The following is an 18,752-nucleotide window of genomic DNA, read 5'->3' on the forward strand; positions in this document are numbered from 1 at the left end:
CCTATCCTGCCAGGAACCGAAGGAGGCATCCCATGCGACCGAACCTGACTCACCTGGCCCTGCACGTTCCCGACCTGGACGCCTGTGTCGCGTTCTACGAACACTTCTGCGGCATGCGCATCATCCACCAGCGCGAAGGCAAGGGCTCGCGGATCGTCTGGATGGCCGAGCCGGGCAAGGAGCACAGCTTCATCTTCGTCATCATGCCAGGCGGCGCGGCGCGTCACCTGGCCAGCGATGACTACAGTCACTTCGGCTTCGCCGTCGACAGCCACGCGGAAGTGGACCGGATCGCCAAGGAAGCACAGGATGCGGGCTGCCTGATCTGGGCCCCGCGGGAAGAGCCTTATCCGGTGGGCTACTACTGTGGCCTGCGCGACCCAGCCGGCAACTACGTCGAGTTCAGCTACGGCCAACCGCTGGGCCCGGGCTCAGAAGCCATGCCGATTCCGCAGTCGATGTAACGGACACCCGGAAACGAAAAAGCCACCCGCAGGTGGCTTTCGACGAACCGGAAAGGGCCCTGGACTTACCAGGCCTTGCCCGTCTTGTAGAGGTGCTCGTAGCAGAAGTTGGTCGCCTCGATGTAACCCTCGGCGCTACCGCAGTCGAAACGCTTACCCTTGAACTTGTACGCCAGCACGCAACCGTCCTGGGCCTGCTTCATCAGGGCGTCGGTGATCTGGATCTCACCGCCCTTGCCCGGCTCGGTCTGCTCGATCAGGTCGAAGATGTCCGGCGTCAGGATGTAGCGACCGATGATCGCCAGGTTCGACGGAGCCTCTTCGGGCTTCGGCTTCTCGACCATGTTGTTCACGCGATAGATATCGTCGCGGATCATCTCGCCAGCGATCACACCGTACTTGTTGGTTTCTTCCGGCGGCACTTCCTGGATCGCCACGATGGAGCAGCGGAACTGGTTGTACAGCTTGACCATCTGCTTGAGGACGCTGTCGCCCTCCAGGTTCAGACACAGGTCATCCGCCAGCACGACGGCGAAGGGTTCGTCACCGATCAGAGGACGGCCAGTCAGGATGGCGTGACCCAGGCCCTTCATCTCGATCTGACGGGTGTAGGAGAAGGTGCATTCGTCGATCAGGCGGCGAATACCGACCAGGTACTTTTCCTTGTCGGTGTTGCGAATCTGGTGTTCCAGCTCATAGCTGATATCGAAGTGGTCTTCGAGGGAACGCTTGCCACGGCCAGTCACGATACCGATTTCACCGAGGCCGGCTTCCAGGGCCTCCTCCACTGCATACTGGATCAGCGGCTTGTTCACCACCGGCAGCATTTCCTTGGGCATGGCCTTGGTGGCCGGGAGGAAGCGGGTACCGTAGCCAGCGGCCGGGAACAGACATTTCTTGATCATGGGAGTCCTTCGAGGGGGACAGGGGTGCGAATTGCGCGCAGTCTAATCAGGCTGCAGCCACCTTACAATGCCCCGGCAAGCGGCGATGCGTGCTCCTACGAGCATTTGCGAACCCGCTTCGAAGGCCGGCGGCAGCGAATCTGACAATAGCCCCGGCCCCGAGTTCGCCGCTAATGGCAAAAAGTCAGTATCGCACCCAGCTCCCGGACAGGCATGCCTGTCACCAGCCGGCGCTCTCTACTGGCAGGCGCCGCCGTACCACACCCCAGATCGTCAACTCGTCCCCCTCACGAACCTTGATGGACGGAAAGCAATCACTGGCTGGCAACAGGACAAAAGCACCTTCGATGATTGCCAATCGGCGAATCAACGCTTCTCCATTGAGCTCCGCAACAACGATATCTCCTGCCGTTGCCAACTCCGATCGATCGACCAGCAGCAGGTCGTTGTGATGAATCCCCGCCCCCGTCATGCCATCGCCATGCGCACGCACTATGTATGTGTGGGATGGCATCCGCTGCGGGTGCGTGGGTACGGTGTTGTGGACGGATTCCGATACCTGGTGCATGGCTCACCTCAATACTGTATATACATACAGATATCAGATAGAAACCTGACGTTCAAGCCATTTACCGGAACCTCGAGCCCCACAGGCACTCAATCGAAAGGGCGCGACGTAATCCGTGGTGGTCTACCCTTAGCAAGGGGCGAGGACATTCGATATGAATCCGGGCACGTTCGTGACTCTCATGATCCTGGGTTGGCTGCTGCTGGCAGTGGTGACGCTGTGGGCGATTCTGCGAGTTCCCATGCGACGGGCTCGATTGCAGAAACCCAAGGCAAAACCGGCCACCACAACGCGGCAGAACCCGATTCCTCATTGATCTCGATGATCGTGCAAATTGCCCGGCGATTCACTGTTATTCCTGCAAGCTGCACGACGCATTTTTCAATCAGCCCCTTCAGACCCATGATCTGAAAGGCTTTTCTCGACCATCACCCTTGGTACGCCACCTGCAACGATCTCCTGCAAAGAGTACGGATGGATTCCATCACTCATTGCCGAGGACGCTGCCATGAAGATCGAACGACTTCCCGCCACACGCTATCTCTGTCGTCAGTTTCCGGAGTTCGAGGTGGCGTTCAGCTCACGGCCGGATGGCAACCTCATCATGACACTCAACGATTCTGCAGGCGGGCAAGTGGCCTGCCGTGTCGTTCAGATCGATGAGCAGCACGATGCGCAATTGCTGGACAGCCTGGTCAGCCGTATTCGCCGGGATCTTGCGACCGAAGAAGGCCCGCTGCAGGCGGCCGATGCAGATCACTTCAAGGATCCGGTTCAACTGCAGAACTTCCGCGAGTCATCCGAGCCGCTACGCAAGCGTCACATCGTGAACGCCGGGGAAAAACTGCGAGCCTTGGCGCACCTGAGCGCATGAGCCGGCCGCCCCCGCTGCACAGCAGGTGCGGCCTCAAGCATGACACGCGCATCATGCTCCTCCGGAACAGCCGATTACCTCCGTGCTCAAGACACCAACCCATGCTTCTGGGCATAGGCAAACAGTTCCGCGTCGGCGGTCAATCCCAGCTTTCTCATCGCGCTGCTCTTCTGCGTGCTGACGGTCTTGATGCTCCGACTCAAGTGCAAGGCGATTTCCGTCATGCACATGCCATTCGCAAAGAGCCGCACTACCTCGAGCTCACGCGGGCTGATCGGATTCTCGAACTCACCCACCCGCTCTGTGGCAAAGCCCCAGACTTCGGGTTGCAACCTGGCAAGTCGTTGCTGATAGGCCGCGGTGACCACTTCCGGAAGCCGCATCAGGTCATTACGCTTGTGCACGACGGCAGCAGCACCGGCACGAAACATACTTGTCACCAAGCCCGGATTATCCAACACGGTCAGAACGATCACCCGGACGTCAGGGAACATGCTGCAAATGCTCTTCAGCATGACAAGGCCATCGGGCCTTCCGTCACTGGGCATGGAGAAGTCCGTTACCAGTACATCGCATGGCACCCTTTCCAGTTGCTCCATCAGCGCCTTCGGGTTTGTGGCCTCTGCCACGACGAATATGCCCCGAGTGGCCCCCAGTATCTGCCGCAAGCCGAATATGACCACGGGATGGTCATCGGCCAGTATCACTCGAATGTTCATGCACACTTCCTGTAAGAGCTGTCATGACACTCCAGCAGTGGCATGCACATGCCACACTTCTGACAGTGGCTTCCTACCGCAGCTGTCGCCTGACTCACCGGTTGGAGCAACGTCGCTTCCCTTTCGATTCCCCACCCTGAAGAAGAAGACTCGTTGCCCCCGACAGCCCCTAACCTACAACGCGCGAACGTGTTTTCTCGCGAACCATCGAATCACGAGCCGCTCTTCCCTTGGGCGGACGGTTCGAGCAACTTCTTCACCTCTTCGGGGAAGTAGGCGACCTGCAGGGGATAGTCCCTGCCCAGCAGCTTGCCCTGCCCGTACCAGACCACGCCGTTCTGGCGCAGCAGCAGCCCATCGATACCGAACTCGAAGACATTGCCGGTCGAACTGGTGAAGGCAAACCTGTCGGCATCCAGCGCAATGAGCTTGAACGAGCCGTTCGCGGGCGGCATCTGGGCCTTGATGCGATCCAGATACACGGGTGCGAGTCGGCTGAACAACTGCTGGGACAGTTCGCGGTACTGGTCCACGGTGAGGCCTGGATGGCGCTGCAATTCTGCGGCGATCAGGGCGAAGACATCCGCGTTGGCACGCGCCTCGGCCAGTTTGATCGGCAGCACCAGAGCAAGGCTCTTGCTATCGATCTGCAGCACTGGCTGTGCGGCTTTGTTCGCAGCGCTGTTGCCGAAATTTTCCGCGCCCTTGCCCTTCCCGTCCTCGGACGCAAGTTCGGACTGCGCGGCCGGCGGCACGACACTGTGCATGAACTCACCGGCATCGACCGGCGATAGCACCGTGGTAGCCAGGTAGGCGGCACAGGCAGTCGCCTGGGCAGCCTTGTCGCCGTTCACCAGCAAAGAGAGGGAACTACCCTGCTTCGGCAACTTCGCCGGGTCCAGCTTCTGCTGTTTCAGGAAGGCATCCACCTGTTCCTGTTTCAACTCACCACGCGCCAGACCGCAGACCTGTGTCATCGCTTCGGTGTTGCGCTGCCCGCCAAAGGTCGGTGACAGGGCGAAGACGGACTCCTGAATGATCGGCAAGGCCGGAATGCTCACAAGATTGCGCTGGGGAGCCGTGGCAACTGAAGGCGCCTGGTGGATATCGCAGCCGGCAAGACTCACCAGCAGAAGAATCATCGGAGCCAGAAGAGATTTCGTACTCATGCATGTCACCTATGGAGCGAATGAATGCTTGCCAGCACCACGAGTTGAAACCGGGGCGTACTGCATCACCTCCTTGTGCATGACCGGGTATCGATCGATGAGCAGCGCCGATGGACGCTGCCTGGGCCAGCAGGGTGCAGTTGGAAGACTGGGAACTCGGGGGCGGGATCGTTCCATCCCGCCCCCATACGGAGCTATCTGGAAACGATCGTCACTGTTGCCCGTCGATTCGGAGCCAGGCAATCGACTACCGCGGCGGACCTGGCGCCCGGACACTCGACCAGGGGTTCGGCGGCGCCATGACCGTCGAAGCTGATGATGTCAGCTGGAATGTCCTGCCCGATGAGATAGGTACGCACGGCAGCGGCACGCTTGCGCGACAGCTCCATGTTCCGCGACGAACTACCGATACGATCGGTGTGGCCGACGATGTTGATGCTGGCAACCTCGCGCGACTCCAGGTGTTTCGCCAGCTCGGAGAGTGCGGCGCGGCCTCGGGGCAGCAGTTCCGTACTACCGAAAGCAAAGGTGGCATCTGCAGACAGGGTGACCTGCTCTACCTTGTCCGCCGCTGGCGCAACTTCATGGTTCGCCTCGCTGTTCGCCTGCATGCAGTCCTGGGGCAGGAAATAGAACGAGCGCGCGATCATGTCGTCGTCGAACAGCACCTTGTACTGACATACCTTGTCGGGCGCGCCGTTGGGCTGGCGGAATTTCAGGATGTAGTCCCACTCTCGCACACCGAACATACCCTCGGAAAACTGCGGCGGGCCAATCAGCTCGCGGAGCTGTGCCTTGGTCATGCCATTGGCGATCTTGCCGAGGTTTTCCAGGTTGACATAGCTGCCGTCCGGTCGAGTGGCATCAACCATGACCGGGAACACCGGTGAACTGGTGCGCCCCTTCTTATCGACATCACTGATGGTGCTGGTGCAGGCCGCTATCGCCAGCATCGAAAAGGTGGCCAGCGCCAGGCGAAGGCCATTGCAAACATTCACATTGCTCATGATATTTCTCTCGAATCCTGCTGTTCGGCAGGCCCGGCCTGTACCGGGCCCGCTCACTCACCGAAGGACTACCACTGGTAGCCGACGCCGACCGACACACCGACTTCGCCCTGGGTATCCGCGTTACCCTGCAGCTTGGTGACCCACTTGCCGTTGTCGGAGATCCGCGACACGCCCACCGCCAGTGAGGACTGACCGCGGTAGTTGCCCACGCCCGCTGCCGCCATGCTGGCCCCCGGGGAGTACGGCTGCGGCAGGCTTGCCTGGGCCAGGGCTCCGGCGATCCCCGCACTGAGCACGTCATCCTGCTTGTTCAGGTCGTTCTTCAGTTGGGCATAACGGCTGTCCGTGTAGGAGTTGGCGTTGTTGGTCACGTCAGCGAGGCTCCTGGTCAACTGGCCAACGTTCACCGCGTCGGTGTCCGCCCTGCCGGCTGCCAGATGGGTGATCTGCCGTTCGTTGCCCGCGCTGCCGACCGACACGCTGTTGTCGCGATCGGCCACCGAGTTGGCGCCCACGGCGACCGAGTTCCTCGCCGATGCGCTGGCACCATTACCCATCGCAACCGAGTTTTCACCCGCAGCCTTGGACTTGGTACCGATGGCCACGCCGTTGGCTCCGGATGCCTCGGCCCCTGCCCCACCGGCGACCGCATCCCGGCCAGTCGGTTTCGGCTTCGGCAGGTTGGAAGTGTTGTTCACCTGGAACATGCCGTCGGTGCCGTTCTGGATATTGCTGACATCGCCCTCGACCTTGGTCACGCGGCTGTCAACCTGAGTGACACGGTTGTCGAGGTTGCTGACTGCACCACTGACGCCCTTGAGCTGGGCGACGTTCACTGCGTCAGTGTCCTCTACGCCCGCCTTGACGTTGGTGATCTGCCGCTCCTTGCCTTTGCTGCCAACGGATACGCTGTCTTCGCGATCGGCAATCGAGTCGGCACCCAGGGCAACAGCGTTCCTGGCCGTAGCCTGCGCGCCGCTGCCGATGGCCGAGCTCTTCTCCTTGGTCGCCTTGGCGCCGTCGCCCATCGCCAGCGAACCATTGCCCTCGGCCGTGGCGTTGTTGCCGAAGGCCGAAGCACCAGTCCCCGATGCGCTGGCGTTGGCACCGACAGCAGTTGCCTGGTCGGCGGTTGCCTTCGCTTCGTCGCCCATAGCGACGGAGCCGGCACCGCTGGCAACAGCAGCCGGACCGGCGGCTACGGAGTTCGCGCCAGAGGCAGACGAGTCGTCCTTGGTCGAGTTGGCGTGGAAGTACTTGATGCCACCACCGTTGGTGATGTTGGTGATGCTGCCCTCGATGTTGGTAACCCGACCATCGATGTTGGTGAGCTGACTGCCCAGGGCGAACAGCTGCGAACCATTCACCGCATCAGTACTGGTTTCACTCACCTCGCCGTTAGCGACATTGGTGATCTTCTTGCCACCGGCACTGATGCCGTTGATGGTCACGCTCGGGCCATTCTTGATGGTCAGGCCGGCATTGTTGATGACGGTATCGCCTGCAGTGACGCTGTCGACATCCAGGTCACGGCTGAGGGTAACGGCGATCTGGCCGTCCTGGTCCACACCGTTCTGGGCAACGCCGATGTTGCTGTCGCCCTTGAAGGTGACCTTGCCGTTCGCACCGATATTAGCGCTGTGGCCGTTCGTATCGCTGACGCTCCAGCCGGCCGAAGCGAGATCCTTCACGTCCTTGAGTTGGCCGACGTTCACCGCATCGGTGTCATCGGTACCGGCGGTCACACCGGTGATCTTGCCGCTACCGCCATCGTTGATGGTGACGTTGCCGAACTTGGGCGACTCGGCCATTTGCATGCCGATGGTGCCGGTCAGCGGATCGACGACGGTCTGCAGGTTCGCACCGGAGTAGCTGCCCGCGGTGCTGCCCTCGCCACGGATGGTCAGGGTTTCACCCAGGTCACGATGCGCGATGTTGCCGTCGTTGCCGAGGAAGTCCATGCCCTTGGCGGTCAGTTCGCCACCCATGTCGTTGAGCTGGTCGACGTTCACCGCGTCGCCACCGTCCACACCGGCGGCGACGTTCTTGATACGGGTGCCGCCCAGCTTGGTGGTGGTGTTGTAGGTGTCGCCACCCAGGGTCACAGTGTTGTGGGTGCTGTCGTCGTACATCACCGCATCGGCGGTGGCGGCACCCAGTTGGCTGACGTTCACCGCATCGGTGTCATTGGTACCGGCGGTCACGCCCGTGATCCTGCCCGAGCCATCGGCGTTGACGGTGACGTTGCCGAACTTCGGCGACTCGGCCATCTGCAGTTGGATCGCACCGGTCAGCGGATCGGTCACGGTCTTCAGGTTCGCACCGGAGTAGCTGCCGGTGGTGCTGGCTTCGCCGGTGATAGCCAGGGTCTCGCCCAGGTCACGGTGTACATCGAGACCTTCATTACCGGCGAAGGTCAGGCCCTTTGCGGTCAGTTCGTCGCCCTGTGCGTTCAACTGGTCTACGTTCACCGCATCAGTACCCGCCACACCCGGCGCCACGTTCGAGATCACCAGGCCGCCGGCATCGATGCCGGACGCAGTGATGCTCGGGCCGCCAGCGATGGCCAGGCCGTCGGTATCGATCCTCGTGTTGCCAGTGGTCACCGAGGTGAAATTCACATCGTCTGCGGTGGCAATAGTGAGCTCGTTGCCGCTCTGCGTGACATTGATGTTATTGCCATTCACGACGTCCACAGTGTCACCTGGGCCAATATTGGTAGCGGAGCCACCGTTAGCCTGCAAATTCCAGCCGGCGCTTGCCTTGACATCCACACCCTTGAGCTGTGCCACGTTCACCGCATCGCTATCGGCCGTACCTGCTGCCACACTTGTTATCTGACGGAACACACCACTGCCGGCGTTGCCAACCGACACGGTACCTACAGTGCTCGTGGTCGCATTGATGGCTGCGGATTCCGCGGCGCTTATGCCGGACGGAACATAACCCGCTATACCGCCGCCCGTGCTGGCGACGGACCCGGAACCCAGCGCCACACCATTGTCCACGGTAGCCTGCGCAGCGTGGCCCACGGCAACGGAGTCCTGCGCCGCAGCGTTGCTTCCCAGTCCCACCGCAACGGCGCTTTGGCCGGATGCGACTGCGTTGACGCCGGCGGCAAGTGCATTGGTCCCCGTGGCGCCATCGTTGGCGTAGTTGCCGCCGGTCGTGCCGTTGTCTTTCACGCTGTAGTAGTGCGTGGTGGCAGACTTCAGCTGCGCCACGTTGACCGCATCGGAGTCGGCCGTGCCGGCTGCCACGCTGACAATCTGGCGGGTAGTTCCGTTGGCGACATCACCCACGCTTACCGCGCCAGTCGTACTCTTCCAGACAGGGGTCACGCTAGTCGAGGCCAAGCCGGTCCGCGGATCAACGCCCACGACATTCTTGTTCACGTTGGCAACCGAACCGGAGCCGAGCGCAACGCTATTTTCCGAAACCGCATTGGCCCCCAATTGGTAGTTGCCGCCCAGCGCCGTGCTGCCCTGGCCGGATGCCTTGGCGTACGGGCCGACGGCCGTGGAATACTGTCCGGAGGAGTTCGCGGAATAGCCTGCGGCCAGCGACGCGCTTCCGCTGGCGGTCGTCTTGGTGCCCACCGCCGTCGCATTATTGCCCGCTACAGCAATTGCGCCGAGTGCGGTGCCGTAGTAGCCCGCCTGCGCGTTGTAGCCCAGCGCCGCTGCCGCGGTGTCGGTCGTCTTTGCGCCAAAGCCTAGCGCCGTAGCCCAGCCGCCGATCGTCGCCGATGCGTTATTGCCAATGGCAACGTTGGATCCTCCCGTAGCAGTCGCTGCCGATCCGATTGCCACGGAGCTGCCTCCGCTGGCAGCAGCGGATTTACCGATCCCCACAGCCTGGTCGCCGGTAGTCCTGGAACCGGAGCCAATGGCAATCGCGTCGCCACTGGTGCCACTGGCCTGTGCGTCGTAACCGATGGCAATGCTTTTTTGGCTACCGGCCGCGGCTTTCACGCCGGCAGCGAGCGCATTCGCGCCCGTGGCGCCATCGTTGTTGTAGTTGCCGCTCACAGTCCCGCCGTCGTTGACGCTGTAGTAATGCGTCTGCGCGGCTTGGAGCTGCGCGATGTTGACGGCGTCAGTGGCCTGCATACCGGCAGCCACGCCAGTGATCTGGCGAGTCTTGCCATTGGCAGCATCGCCCACGCTGAATGCCCCCAGGGTGCTGCGCCAGGTAGCGCCTGCGCTGGTGGAAGCCACGCCAGTCTTGGCATCGTAGCCTGCAACTCCAGCATTTGTGCTGGCCACCGAACCTGCCCCCAGAGCCACGCTGTTAATGGAGGTCGCTATCGCGGAACTGCCAATCGCCACCGAGCCTGCCCCGGACGCCTGGGCACCGGCCCCAAATGCGGTGTTGTTGACCTGGCCGCCATCGGAGGCTGCCGTGCCGGGATTCAGAAGATATGCGGGATCCACGGTATAGGCTTCCGCCTCCCCTCCCGCCATCGCAAGCACCACAGCCGCAGTAGCACTAGCGACTTGAGCCGCACGACTCCCACCCTTACGGTGTGCCTTGGCAATTTCGCTTGCTACCACCCAGGCATTGAGCGTGACATTCCAGACCAGTCGATAAACCTTATTCATGGCGATACAACTCCCCCGACCTGAACGAGTCGGATTGCGTGGGCTAAAAGGGATTAAGTAGATTTAGCGAGCTGCGACAGACAGCGTGGCGAGCGCCTTCTCAAGAAGTGGCCGCTCGATCGAAGGGCTGGGCTGCGCCAGCTCCTGCTGATACAGGCGCATCGCGGCGGGATAGTCACGGCGAACGTATTGCAGATAGCCGCCAGCGAAGAACGCAGCCTCGGTACGCGCATTGCGCCGTTGCAGCGGGTCGGCAAGGTTCATGCTGTCGATAGCGGCGAATACCGCGTCGACACTGCCCTTGCCGGCGTAGAGTTCGGTGATGGCATGTTGCTGAGGGGAAGCGGCATGGACATGGGATGCCGCTTCGGCGAGCTTCGCGCGGTGAACGGCAGAATTGCCATTGCGCGTCCGTGCAGTCAGCCAGAGCTGCCACAGCTGGGCGTAGCCAGCTTCGTACGCATCCTGACTGGCGGCCAACGTGACGAAGGCCTTCTTGGCTTGCGCGAACTGGTCAAGGGCGACGAGATTCACTGCGGAGGGTACTGCGACAGCCCTGGCCAGAGGCCCCGTTTGCAACCGGTCGTATCCCTTGCGGGCCTTGTCATGCCGACCGGCCACATCGTCCAGCAAGGCTTGCTCGAAGATGACTGAAGGCTCGTCACGATCAATGTCCGCTGCCTGCTGCAGCGTGGACTCTGCTGCTTCATTCTCGCCATTGAGCAGCAACTGGTGGGCCTGTTGCGCCAGGCTCGCAGCGGGCGATGCTGCATAAGCGACGCTGCCCAGCGGCAGACAAGCCATCAGGCAGACAAAGACCGAATTGCGCAGTTGAGAGACAGCGGACAACGACAGGAAAATATTGCGTGTAGGCTTCGACACTCCTTGCCAAATTCTCGAACCAAACTCCTGAGGTTCGACAGCAGAATGGGCAATTTTCATGACTACAGATACGATTTGTTGAACATGTCCGTATCGTATGAATAAGCCATCCTAGCTTGTATCGGAATCGGATCAGCGATTTGTAGGAATTATCTGCCTCTTATTCGTTCTGAAGTTGCTTGGGGAATCTTTATCGCTAATTGTACCAAGCACCGGGCGCAGTACCTCCGACCAGAACTCATAACTCGCGCCAGTCGTCTTGCATTCGACAGCGGGAAATTGATCGAGCACGCGCAATAGAAGCGCAAGCAGGAGAAACCTGCCTGCGCTTTCTCAACGGAGCCCAGGAGTCAGGCTTATCGATTTGGACATACGGAAACCGGGCTTTCAAGCATTGCCGACGGGTACGCCGCAGGTTCATCCAGGCAAGGCGCCAGGGTGATTACGAGTCCATCCAGCGCTTCGCGCAGCCGAGTCATGGAAAGCGGCTTTTCCACCACGTCGAGCAATCCGACATGCTTCGTCCACGCCCAGTCGAAAAGGTGATATCGATCATCTTCAGCAAAGTTGCCAACAAGCACGACCTGATCGAAGTTCCTTGCCCTGCTCATCGCCTCCAGACGAAGAAACTCGTCACATTCGGGAGCAAAATCATCGTATAGGAATAGATCGAATGACGGCTGCAGCGTGCAGGCTCGCTGAACTTCCGTGAAATTCGAACACAGCGTCACCCTGAAGAAACCCAAGCGATTGAATATCATGCTGTAGATGAGGAGACGACCTGGATGAGTGCACAACACCAGAACCCTGGCTGAAACACCGAACATGACGATCACCGGAGAACAGAAAATACGCTGCTACTCTACGAGGGCAATTGCTCAAGCTGTAGAAGAACTGCCTGACTGAAAAGTAGGAACTCGCTGACGGCCACCACGCACTCCAAAGCAAGCAATCGCCGACTACTTCACTACGGGCAGCATCAGCTTCACTGTGACGCAGGTACCCTCCCCGGGAGCGCTGGTCAATTCAATCTGGCCGTTCATCCGCTCAACCAGGCGTTTGCAGAGGGCCAAGCCAATGCCACTGCCACCGCGGCGAATACACAGGTCGTCCAGCCGCTGACTGAATGCCTCGAACATCCGTCCCTGCTCCTCCTCCGGAATGCCAATGCCGGTATCGCGCACCATCAACTCGACCTCGATCAAACCCTGGCCGCGTCCGGTGCAGCGGAGCTCCACCCGAACACCACCGCGGTCAGTGAACTTCAGTGCATTGCTCACCACGGCCTGGGCGATGCGGGTAAACGCATGGAGGTCAAGCCAGACATTTGGCTGGAGGCTGCCGGCGGTATCGAGCTCCAGACTCAGCCTTCTCGCCCGGGCGGATGCCTGAAAATCGCCAACGAGCTTTCGCATCAACTCCCTGACATCCACCGGCTCCGGCACCAGAGGGTGTTTACCAGCTTCAAGGCGCAGATAGCTTCGGAAATCATCGAGCTGTTTCTGCAGTCCCTGGGTTGCGGAACGTGCGATGGCAATCGCTTCGGCTTGCTTCGCCGGCCCCTGTGGGCTGCTGGCGAGATCGAGCATGGCGGCAATATTGTTCAGCGGCGCAACCATTTCATCGGTCACCCACTCCATGAACCGCGCCTTCGCCTGTATCGCCACCTCCAGACGCGTATTGCTGTCCCTCAGGTCAAGCAGCAGGCTGTCTCGGTCGGTGATATCCACGTTGCCGCAGATCAGGCCAAGCAGGTTGCCCGCACTGTCCCGGTAGGGCTTGCCCCAGTGCCGGAGTACCCGCTCCTCGCCCTGAATGTTAAGGACGACCTCCACGGAGTACGGCTGCCCTCTTCGCATCGCGGCTACCAGGCGATCATGAAAATAGTGGGCATGCTCCTCCGGCCACTCCTGCATTTCATAGATGCGCCGACCAACGATGTCTTCGAGCTTGACCGAATGCTGTTCGAGGTAGTGGCTATTACAGGTAATCAGGCGCCCCTCGATATCACGGACGCACACCGAGTGCGGCATCGCATCGATGATCTCGCGCAGCAGGTCCAGCTCTCGCTGGTTCGCTTCATCCAGCAATGGCGACAGGGAGGATTCCTCACTGAATGCCGTTGCCTCCACCAAGCCATGACGTCTGGCGATATCCAACAACTCCAGCATCGAGCCAGCCCGCAGCTTGTGCATGACCCGGGTCTTGTAGGTGCTGATGGTCTTCTCGCTCAGCAGCAGTTGCTCGCCAATGACGTTGTTGGTCATACCCTTGGCCAGCATCTGCAATACCGTCAATTCTCGGGCGGACAACGCTTTCAACGGATTGTCCTCGACTTTGTCGGCCGGCACATGCGGCACCGCGAGAACGGTATTGCGCGGGAAGTAGGTATGCCCGTTCACCAGCGCCTTGACCGCCATGCCAACCTGTTGAAGATCGGCCTGCTTGCTGACGAAGCCGAATGCGCCGGCTTCGTGACTGCGGGCTGCAAAGTATTCAGTGCTCTGGCCCGTAACGACCAGAACCCGCACTTCCGGAGCCTGCCTGGCGAGGCGCTGGATGATATCCAGACCACCCAGTCCGGGAATCGAGAGTTCGAGCAGGAGCAGATTGGGCCGTAGCCGCCGGGCCAGCTCCAGCGCCTCGATGCCATTGCCGGATTCGGCGACGACGGTGTGCCCCTCCGACTCCAACAACAGGCACAACGCGTGCCTGGCAATCGGGTGCTCGTCTACGATCATTATCGTGCTCATCGCCTTTCCTTCGGCCAACCCCTTGGCGATAAGACTAGAGTATTGTCCCGATAACCTCGCCAATCTGTCCCGACACCGGATTGCAGCCTTTCCGGCACATGCATTTGCAGGGTGCGCTAATGACTCTTGCGCCCCTGTTCGATGACATCCCACAACTGGATCTGCAGAGCTTCCGCCGCGTCATGAACTCGTTGCATCAATTCCTGGACTTCCTGAATCGCAGCGCCACGATTGCAGGCAATTTCCAGTGCCTTGCAACACTCCTTGAGTTCGTTCGCACCAACCAGACTGACCGCACCACGAATGCGATGTGCGAGTTCAGCCAGGTCCCTGAAGTTCCTCTCCTGCAGTAAAGGCTCCAGAAGGGGGAGGTCCTGGTTGTTCATGGAGTACAGGCGTTCCAGGAGGTCTTGCGTCACAGCCGGGTTATTACCGCTCATGGCCAGGACTGCCCCCATGTCGAATGCCCTTTTCTCCAGCTTGGCGACTGGCACCGCAGTCAGTTGCTCAAGGTATTGCCGCAGAGCCTCCAGGCCAATCGGCTTGAACAGACAGTCGTCCATCCCCGCCTCTCGGCAGCGCTGCACTTCGTCCGCCTGGGCATTGGCAGTGAGGCCCAGAATGGTGCAGGCGGCCATTTCCCGCTCCTTCTCGACTGCCCGAATCCTGCCAGTCAGCTCGTAACCCGTCATCTCGGGCATGTAGCAATCCGTGATGACCACATCGAATCCGCCAGCACACCAGAGCCTCAATGCATCACGGCCATTGTCGGCCACCGCTACCTGATGTCCCAGGTGTTCGAGTTGATGAGAGAGCAGTTGCCGGTTCGCCTCATGATCGTCAACGACCACTATCTTCAGCGAAGACTGTACGTGCTTCGCCTGACCAGCCGGCACGGGCTCCAGCTCCACCGGCTCGAGCATGCTGAAGACCAGTTGCACATGCACCTTGGTCCCCACGCCAAGTTCGCTCTCCATGCGCAGACAACCTCCCATCATCTCGGCCAGCGTGCGGCAAATGGTCAGCCCCAGGCCTGTCCCCCCTCGAGGGGCGTGCCCAGCCCCCTGCCCTACCTGCACGAATGGCTCGCACACCTGCATCCTGTCCGCATCGGACATGCCGATACCGGTGTCTTCGACGCAGAGCCGTACCATCACACGCCCGTCGGCCAATCGGTCACCACGGACCAGGACCCGAACCGAACCTTTGTCGGTGAACTTGATCGCGTTACTGATCAGGTTGGAGAGGATCTGCTTGAAGCGCAGCGGATCGATCAGCAAGTCGCCAACGCCATCCAGCTCCATCTCCAGCCTGAGCTGCAGGCCCTTTTGCCGCGCCAGTCCATCAAACACCCGGGCGACCGATTCCATCAACTCACGGAGATTGGCGCGCTCCGGTACCAGTGACAGGCGACCGGCTTCGATTTTGGCCACGTCGAGAATGTCGCCGATCAGCAACAGCAGGGTCTTGGCCGAATCGTGAGCGACCCGAATGGAATTGCTGTCCTGGCAACGTCCGCAACCGGTGCTGACCAATGCAAGTTCCAGCATGCCGATGATGGCGTTCATCGGTGTACGGATTTCATGACTCATGGTGGCAAGGAAGGCACTCTTGGCCCGGTTTGCCTCCTCGGCCTGCTCCTTGGCCAACTGCAGTTCATGGTGCAGGCGCTCGCGCTCGGTCACGTCAACCCAGCCACAAACCAGCCCTTGTACCTCGCCATTGTCGTTTCGGTACGGTGTTGCCCAGTGATACACCTCGCGCCGGTCGCCACGGGCCACCCAGATGCGGTCGGCGGCCATACCCGTCCCTTCCACAATGAGTTCCAGATACTCCTGGTGCAGCTTCTGCGCATCCGCAGGCGACAGCCAGTCGTTGTCGATCAGCCGCGTTCCCTTGGCCTCCCCAAGCGACATGCCGGTATGATCCAGATAACTGCGATTGCAAGTGAGCAATCGCCCGGCCCGATCTCGTACGGAGATCGGGTTGGGTATCCCGTCGATCATTGCGCGTTTGAATTCAAGGCGATCGATCAGGTCTCGCTCGGAGACGGCCCGGTTGCGCACTTTGACCATCAGGCGCCAGTTCCATATCAGCACTGCGAGGACAATGACCAGGCCGCCCCAGAATACGTACAGCAGTTGTTGCCGGTAGCCATCCCAGACACTGTCGGGGGACTCGATGCTGGCTGACCAGCGGGTGACGATGTTGGCTACATCTTCTGGAGAAATGGTCTGCAGTGCCTTGTCCAGGATACTCAGTAGTTCCGGGTCCGCCCGCGAAACGGCGAATCCGAACTGACCGGGATCGCGATCGAGCGTCGTGACGACACGCAACTGCGGGTAATAGCGGGAAATCATGAAGGTGGCGGAGAGCAGTGGGCGCAGGCTGGCATCCAGCTCACCCCGCACGATCATGCCCAGATCGTCACGGCCATCCCTCACCTCGACGATCCTGATTTCGGGATAGTGCGTCCTGACATAGTCCAACAACATGCTGCCGCGCGTGACGCCCAGGCGCTTGCCGTTCATGTCATCCAGGTCCCGTGGTGCAGTGCTCTGCTTGCTGGTCACCATGGCGAAGGGGCTGATCAGATACGGCCGCGAAAAGTACATCCATTGTTCGCGCTCAGGAGTCGGCGTTAACGCAGCAGCGGCGTTGGCTTCGCCAGCCCTCATCTTCTTGCTCACGTCCGATAGCGAAGAGGCTCGCAGCACGTCGAACTGCAAACCGGTGCGCGCCTTGACGAGGTCGAGCAGATCCGCCGTGATGCCACGGAAGTTCCCCGCCGAGTCGAAGAAGCTCAGTGGCACAAGAGTCTCGTCCACCACGATTCGCGCCGCGGGATTGCGTTCCAGCCAGGACTGCTCCTGACGCGTGAGTTGCAGGCTGCGGCTCGTGAGCGAATTGGCACCGCCGGAACTCCAGCGCTGCCTGATACCGGAACGGACGTCTGCGGGTATCACATGGAGTACCCCGTCGACTATCCGGAGCAACGTAGGATTGTCCGCTGCAATGGCAAAGCCAAATCCTACAGCCCGAATATCGGTGTACTGGAGAATCTTCAGGTTGTGGAGGTATTCCTGGCTGATGACGTATTGCGCGGTGAACGCATCGCCTATGAAAAGGTCAGCCTGGCCCAGGTGCACCGCCTCCACGGCTCGTCGTACGGAGCCGAAATAGGTGATATATGCGTCGGGATACTGCTTCTGGATCATGTCGTGTGCCATGTAGTCATCGACCATGGCGACTCGCATTCCCGCGAGCCGGACGTCCCCTCCCAACTGCGTAGTTTCCGGACCGACAATTACCGGCTGGTTGGGAAAATAGACACTGGATAAGGATATTCCCGGACGATTGCTCTCGTAACCGGTCGAGCGGCTGAGCATATCGATCTCGCCCGTGGCCAGTGCTTCCACGGCAACTTCACGGTTCGAGTAACTGCGAACTACAACGCGAATATTCAGGGCAGTGGCGAGCAGCCCCAGGTAATCGGCCGTAGCACCCTCCAACTCCGTGCCACCTGTGGTGATGTCGATGGGCGGATAGTCGGGAGAGGTGACCCCAACCCTCAGCACACGCTTGTTGCGCAGCCATGCCCATTCGCCATTCGATAGTTTCACATTGAGCGACGTGTCCCCGATCCGTGGCAGCGGACTCATATGGACTACAACTCCCTGCTCTGCAAAGACGGGCGCGGCAAGCAGGATCAGGCAGCCAAACAACCAGGCGCGTATAGGCCAGTTTCTCATTCAGGGCCTCAGATAAGGGAATTGCGCTTGGCGAAATCCTGCAGTTGCATCAGGGACTTGATGCGAAGTTTCGCCTGAATACGACATTTGTAGGTACTGACGGTCTTGGTGCTGAGCAGCATCTGTTCGGCAATCTCCGTCGCCGGACATCCTGCGACGAGATATTGCAGGACCATCACTTCCTGATCAGTGAGACTCTCCAGCATCTGGTCGTCATAGACCCGGCTGGCGAAAGCCTCTTCCTCAATTGATTCGTCATAAACGGGGAAATAACTGTATCCGTCGAGCACGGACTTCACGCCATGAAGCAAGTCCTGCAATCCACTCTTCTTGCAAAGGAACGCCGAAGCCCCGGCAGTCATGCAACGTCTCGCTAAAACCGCTGCCGGCAGGCTGCTCAACACCAGCACCTTGGTATTCAGACCGGAGCCCACAATGCGCCGCATGACCTCCAGCCCCTGCAACCTGGGAATCCGGATATCCAGGATCACCAGATCAGGCGTCAACTCCTTGAGCTTGGCAAGCGCCTCGATACCGTTGTCCGCCGCACCCAGGACCTCATACCCTTCCCTTTCCAAAATGGAACGAACTGCCAACTGAATCATGGGATGATCGTCGACGATAAGGACACTGCTCACTTCAGATCTCCGAAGGTGGAGTTACTCGCAAGTAGACACGATATATTCCTGGATTTTTTTGTCGATACTTACAGCGCACCCCTACTTCACCATAAGCATTTTCCTACAAAAGTAACTTAGGATTCCTACAATCGCCCCGCTCTCAGCAAAAGCTCCATACCAAATGAAGTCGAGACCACCAAGAGAGTTAACTTAAACCCCGCTCAAAGCCTTGCCAAATACCGCTCCTATTTCACGGATAAAAATTCAAATGCTTTGATGATGGCTTCGGGACAGCCAGATATTACTTCTAGAAACCTCATGACACGGATCGAACCAACCTGCCACCAATGAAATAAAATCCCTCATAACAGGCAAGAGTACATTGCGAAAACAGAGCCAACCCTTAAACGACCATTTCAACGGCAAGCTCTA

13 protein-coding genes are annotated in these 18,752 nt (G+C 59.8%); 2 read left to right on the forward strand and 11 right to left on the reverse strand.

Annotated elements, in window-relative coordinates; all coding sequences use genetic code 11:
- Positions 1-32 precede the first annotated feature (32 nt).
- A complete protein-coding gene (locus tag H681_RS13500; protein WP_015477428.1) occupies positions 33-464 on the forward strand; it encodes a VOC family protein in 432 nt (143 codons plus the stop codon).
- Between the two features lie 65 nt (positions 465-529).
- Here H681_RS13500 and galU read toward each other — a convergent pair whose 3' ends face one another.
- Positions 530-1,369 carry a UTP--glucose-1-phosphate uridylyltransferase GalU gene (gene galU, locus H681_RS13505; RefSeq protein WP_015477429.1) on the reverse strand — a complete coding sequence of 280 codons (840 nt, stop codon included), beginning with the start codon at positions 1,367-1,369 and terminating at the stop codon, positions 530-532.
- Positions 1,370-1,589: 220 nt separating this feature from the next.
- The gene (locus H681_RS13510) at positions 1,590-1,937 is read right to left on the reverse strand and encodes a LexA family protein (protein ID WP_015477430.1); all 348 of its coding nucleotides are present in this window, start codon (positions 1,935-1,937) and stop codon (positions 1,590-1,592) included.
- A 508-nt stretch (positions 1,938-2,445) separates the two neighbouring features.
- Between H681_RS13510 and H681_RS13515 the strand changes: the two genes are divergently transcribed.
- Positions 2,446-2,811, forward strand: coding sequence for a DUF3509 domain-containing protein (locus tag H681_RS13515; protein WP_015477431.1), 366 nt, complete (start codon positions 2,446-2,448; stop codon positions 2,809-2,811).
- A gap of 86 nt (positions 2,812-2,897) precedes the next feature.
- Here H681_RS13515 and H681_RS13520 read toward each other — a convergent pair whose 3' ends face one another.
- The 9 genes from H681_RS13520 to H681_RS13560 form a co-directional block, all read right to left on the reverse strand.
- Positions 2,898-3,530, reverse strand: coding sequence for a response regulator transcription factor (locus H681_RS13520; RefSeq protein WP_015477432.1), 633 nt, complete (start codon positions 3,528-3,530; stop codon positions 2,898-2,900).
- A gap of 212 nt (positions 3,531-3,742) precedes the next feature.
- Positions 3,743-4,699: a hypothetical protein gene (locus H681_RS13525; protein ID WP_157883326.1), complete on the reverse strand. Its 957-nt coding sequence runs from the start codon at positions 4,697-4,699 to the stop codon at positions 3,743-3,745.
- A gap of 194 nt (positions 4,700-4,893) precedes the next feature.
- Entirely contained in the window at positions 4,894-5,706 is an 813-nt protein-coding gene (locus H681_RS13530; protein WP_015477434.1) for an OmpA family protein, read from the reverse strand.
- A gap of 68 nt (positions 5,707-5,774) precedes the next feature.
- Positions 5,775-10,313, reverse strand: a complete 4,539-nt coding sequence (locus tag H681_RS26425) for a YadA-like family protein (RefSeq protein ID WP_157883327.1) — start codon at positions 10,311-10,313, stop codon at positions 5,775-5,777.
- Positions 10,314-10,376: 63 nt separating this feature from the next.
- Positions 10,377-11,255, reverse strand: a complete 879-nt coding sequence (locus H681_RS13540; protein WP_157883328.1) for a hypothetical protein — start codon at positions 11,253-11,255, stop codon at positions 10,377-10,379.
- Positions 11,256-11,551: 296 nt separating this feature from the next.
- Positions 11,552-12,022: a hypothetical protein gene (locus H681_RS13545; protein ID WP_015477437.1), complete on the reverse strand. Its 471-nt coding sequence runs from the start codon at positions 12,020-12,022 to the stop codon at positions 11,552-11,554.
- A 132-nt stretch (positions 12,023-12,154) separates the two neighbouring features.
- On the reverse strand, positions 12,155-13,948 hold the full coding sequence (locus tag H681_RS25530; RefSeq protein WP_015477438.1) for an ATP-binding protein: 1,794 nt from the start codon (positions 13,946-13,948) through the stop codon (positions 12,155-12,157).
- Positions 13,949-14,064: 116 nt separating this feature from the next.
- Positions 14,065-17,700 (reverse strand): transporter substrate-binding domain-containing protein, encoded by a 3,636-nt coding sequence (locus H681_RS13555; protein WP_015477439.1) that lies wholly within the window; start codon positions 17,698-17,700, stop codon positions 14,065-14,067.
- Between the two features lie 8 nt (positions 17,701-17,708).
- Positions 17,709-18,338, reverse strand: coding sequence for a response regulator transcription factor (locus H681_RS13560; RefSeq protein ID WP_015477440.1), 630 nt, complete (start codon positions 18,336-18,338; stop codon positions 17,709-17,711).
- Between the last annotated feature and the right edge of the window lie 414 nt (positions 18,339-18,752).

It is taken from the genome of Pseudomonas sp. ATCC 13867 (assembly GCF_000349845.1).
Lineage (GTDB): Bacteria > Pseudomonadota > Gammaproteobacteria > Pseudomonadales > Pseudomonadaceae > Pseudomonas.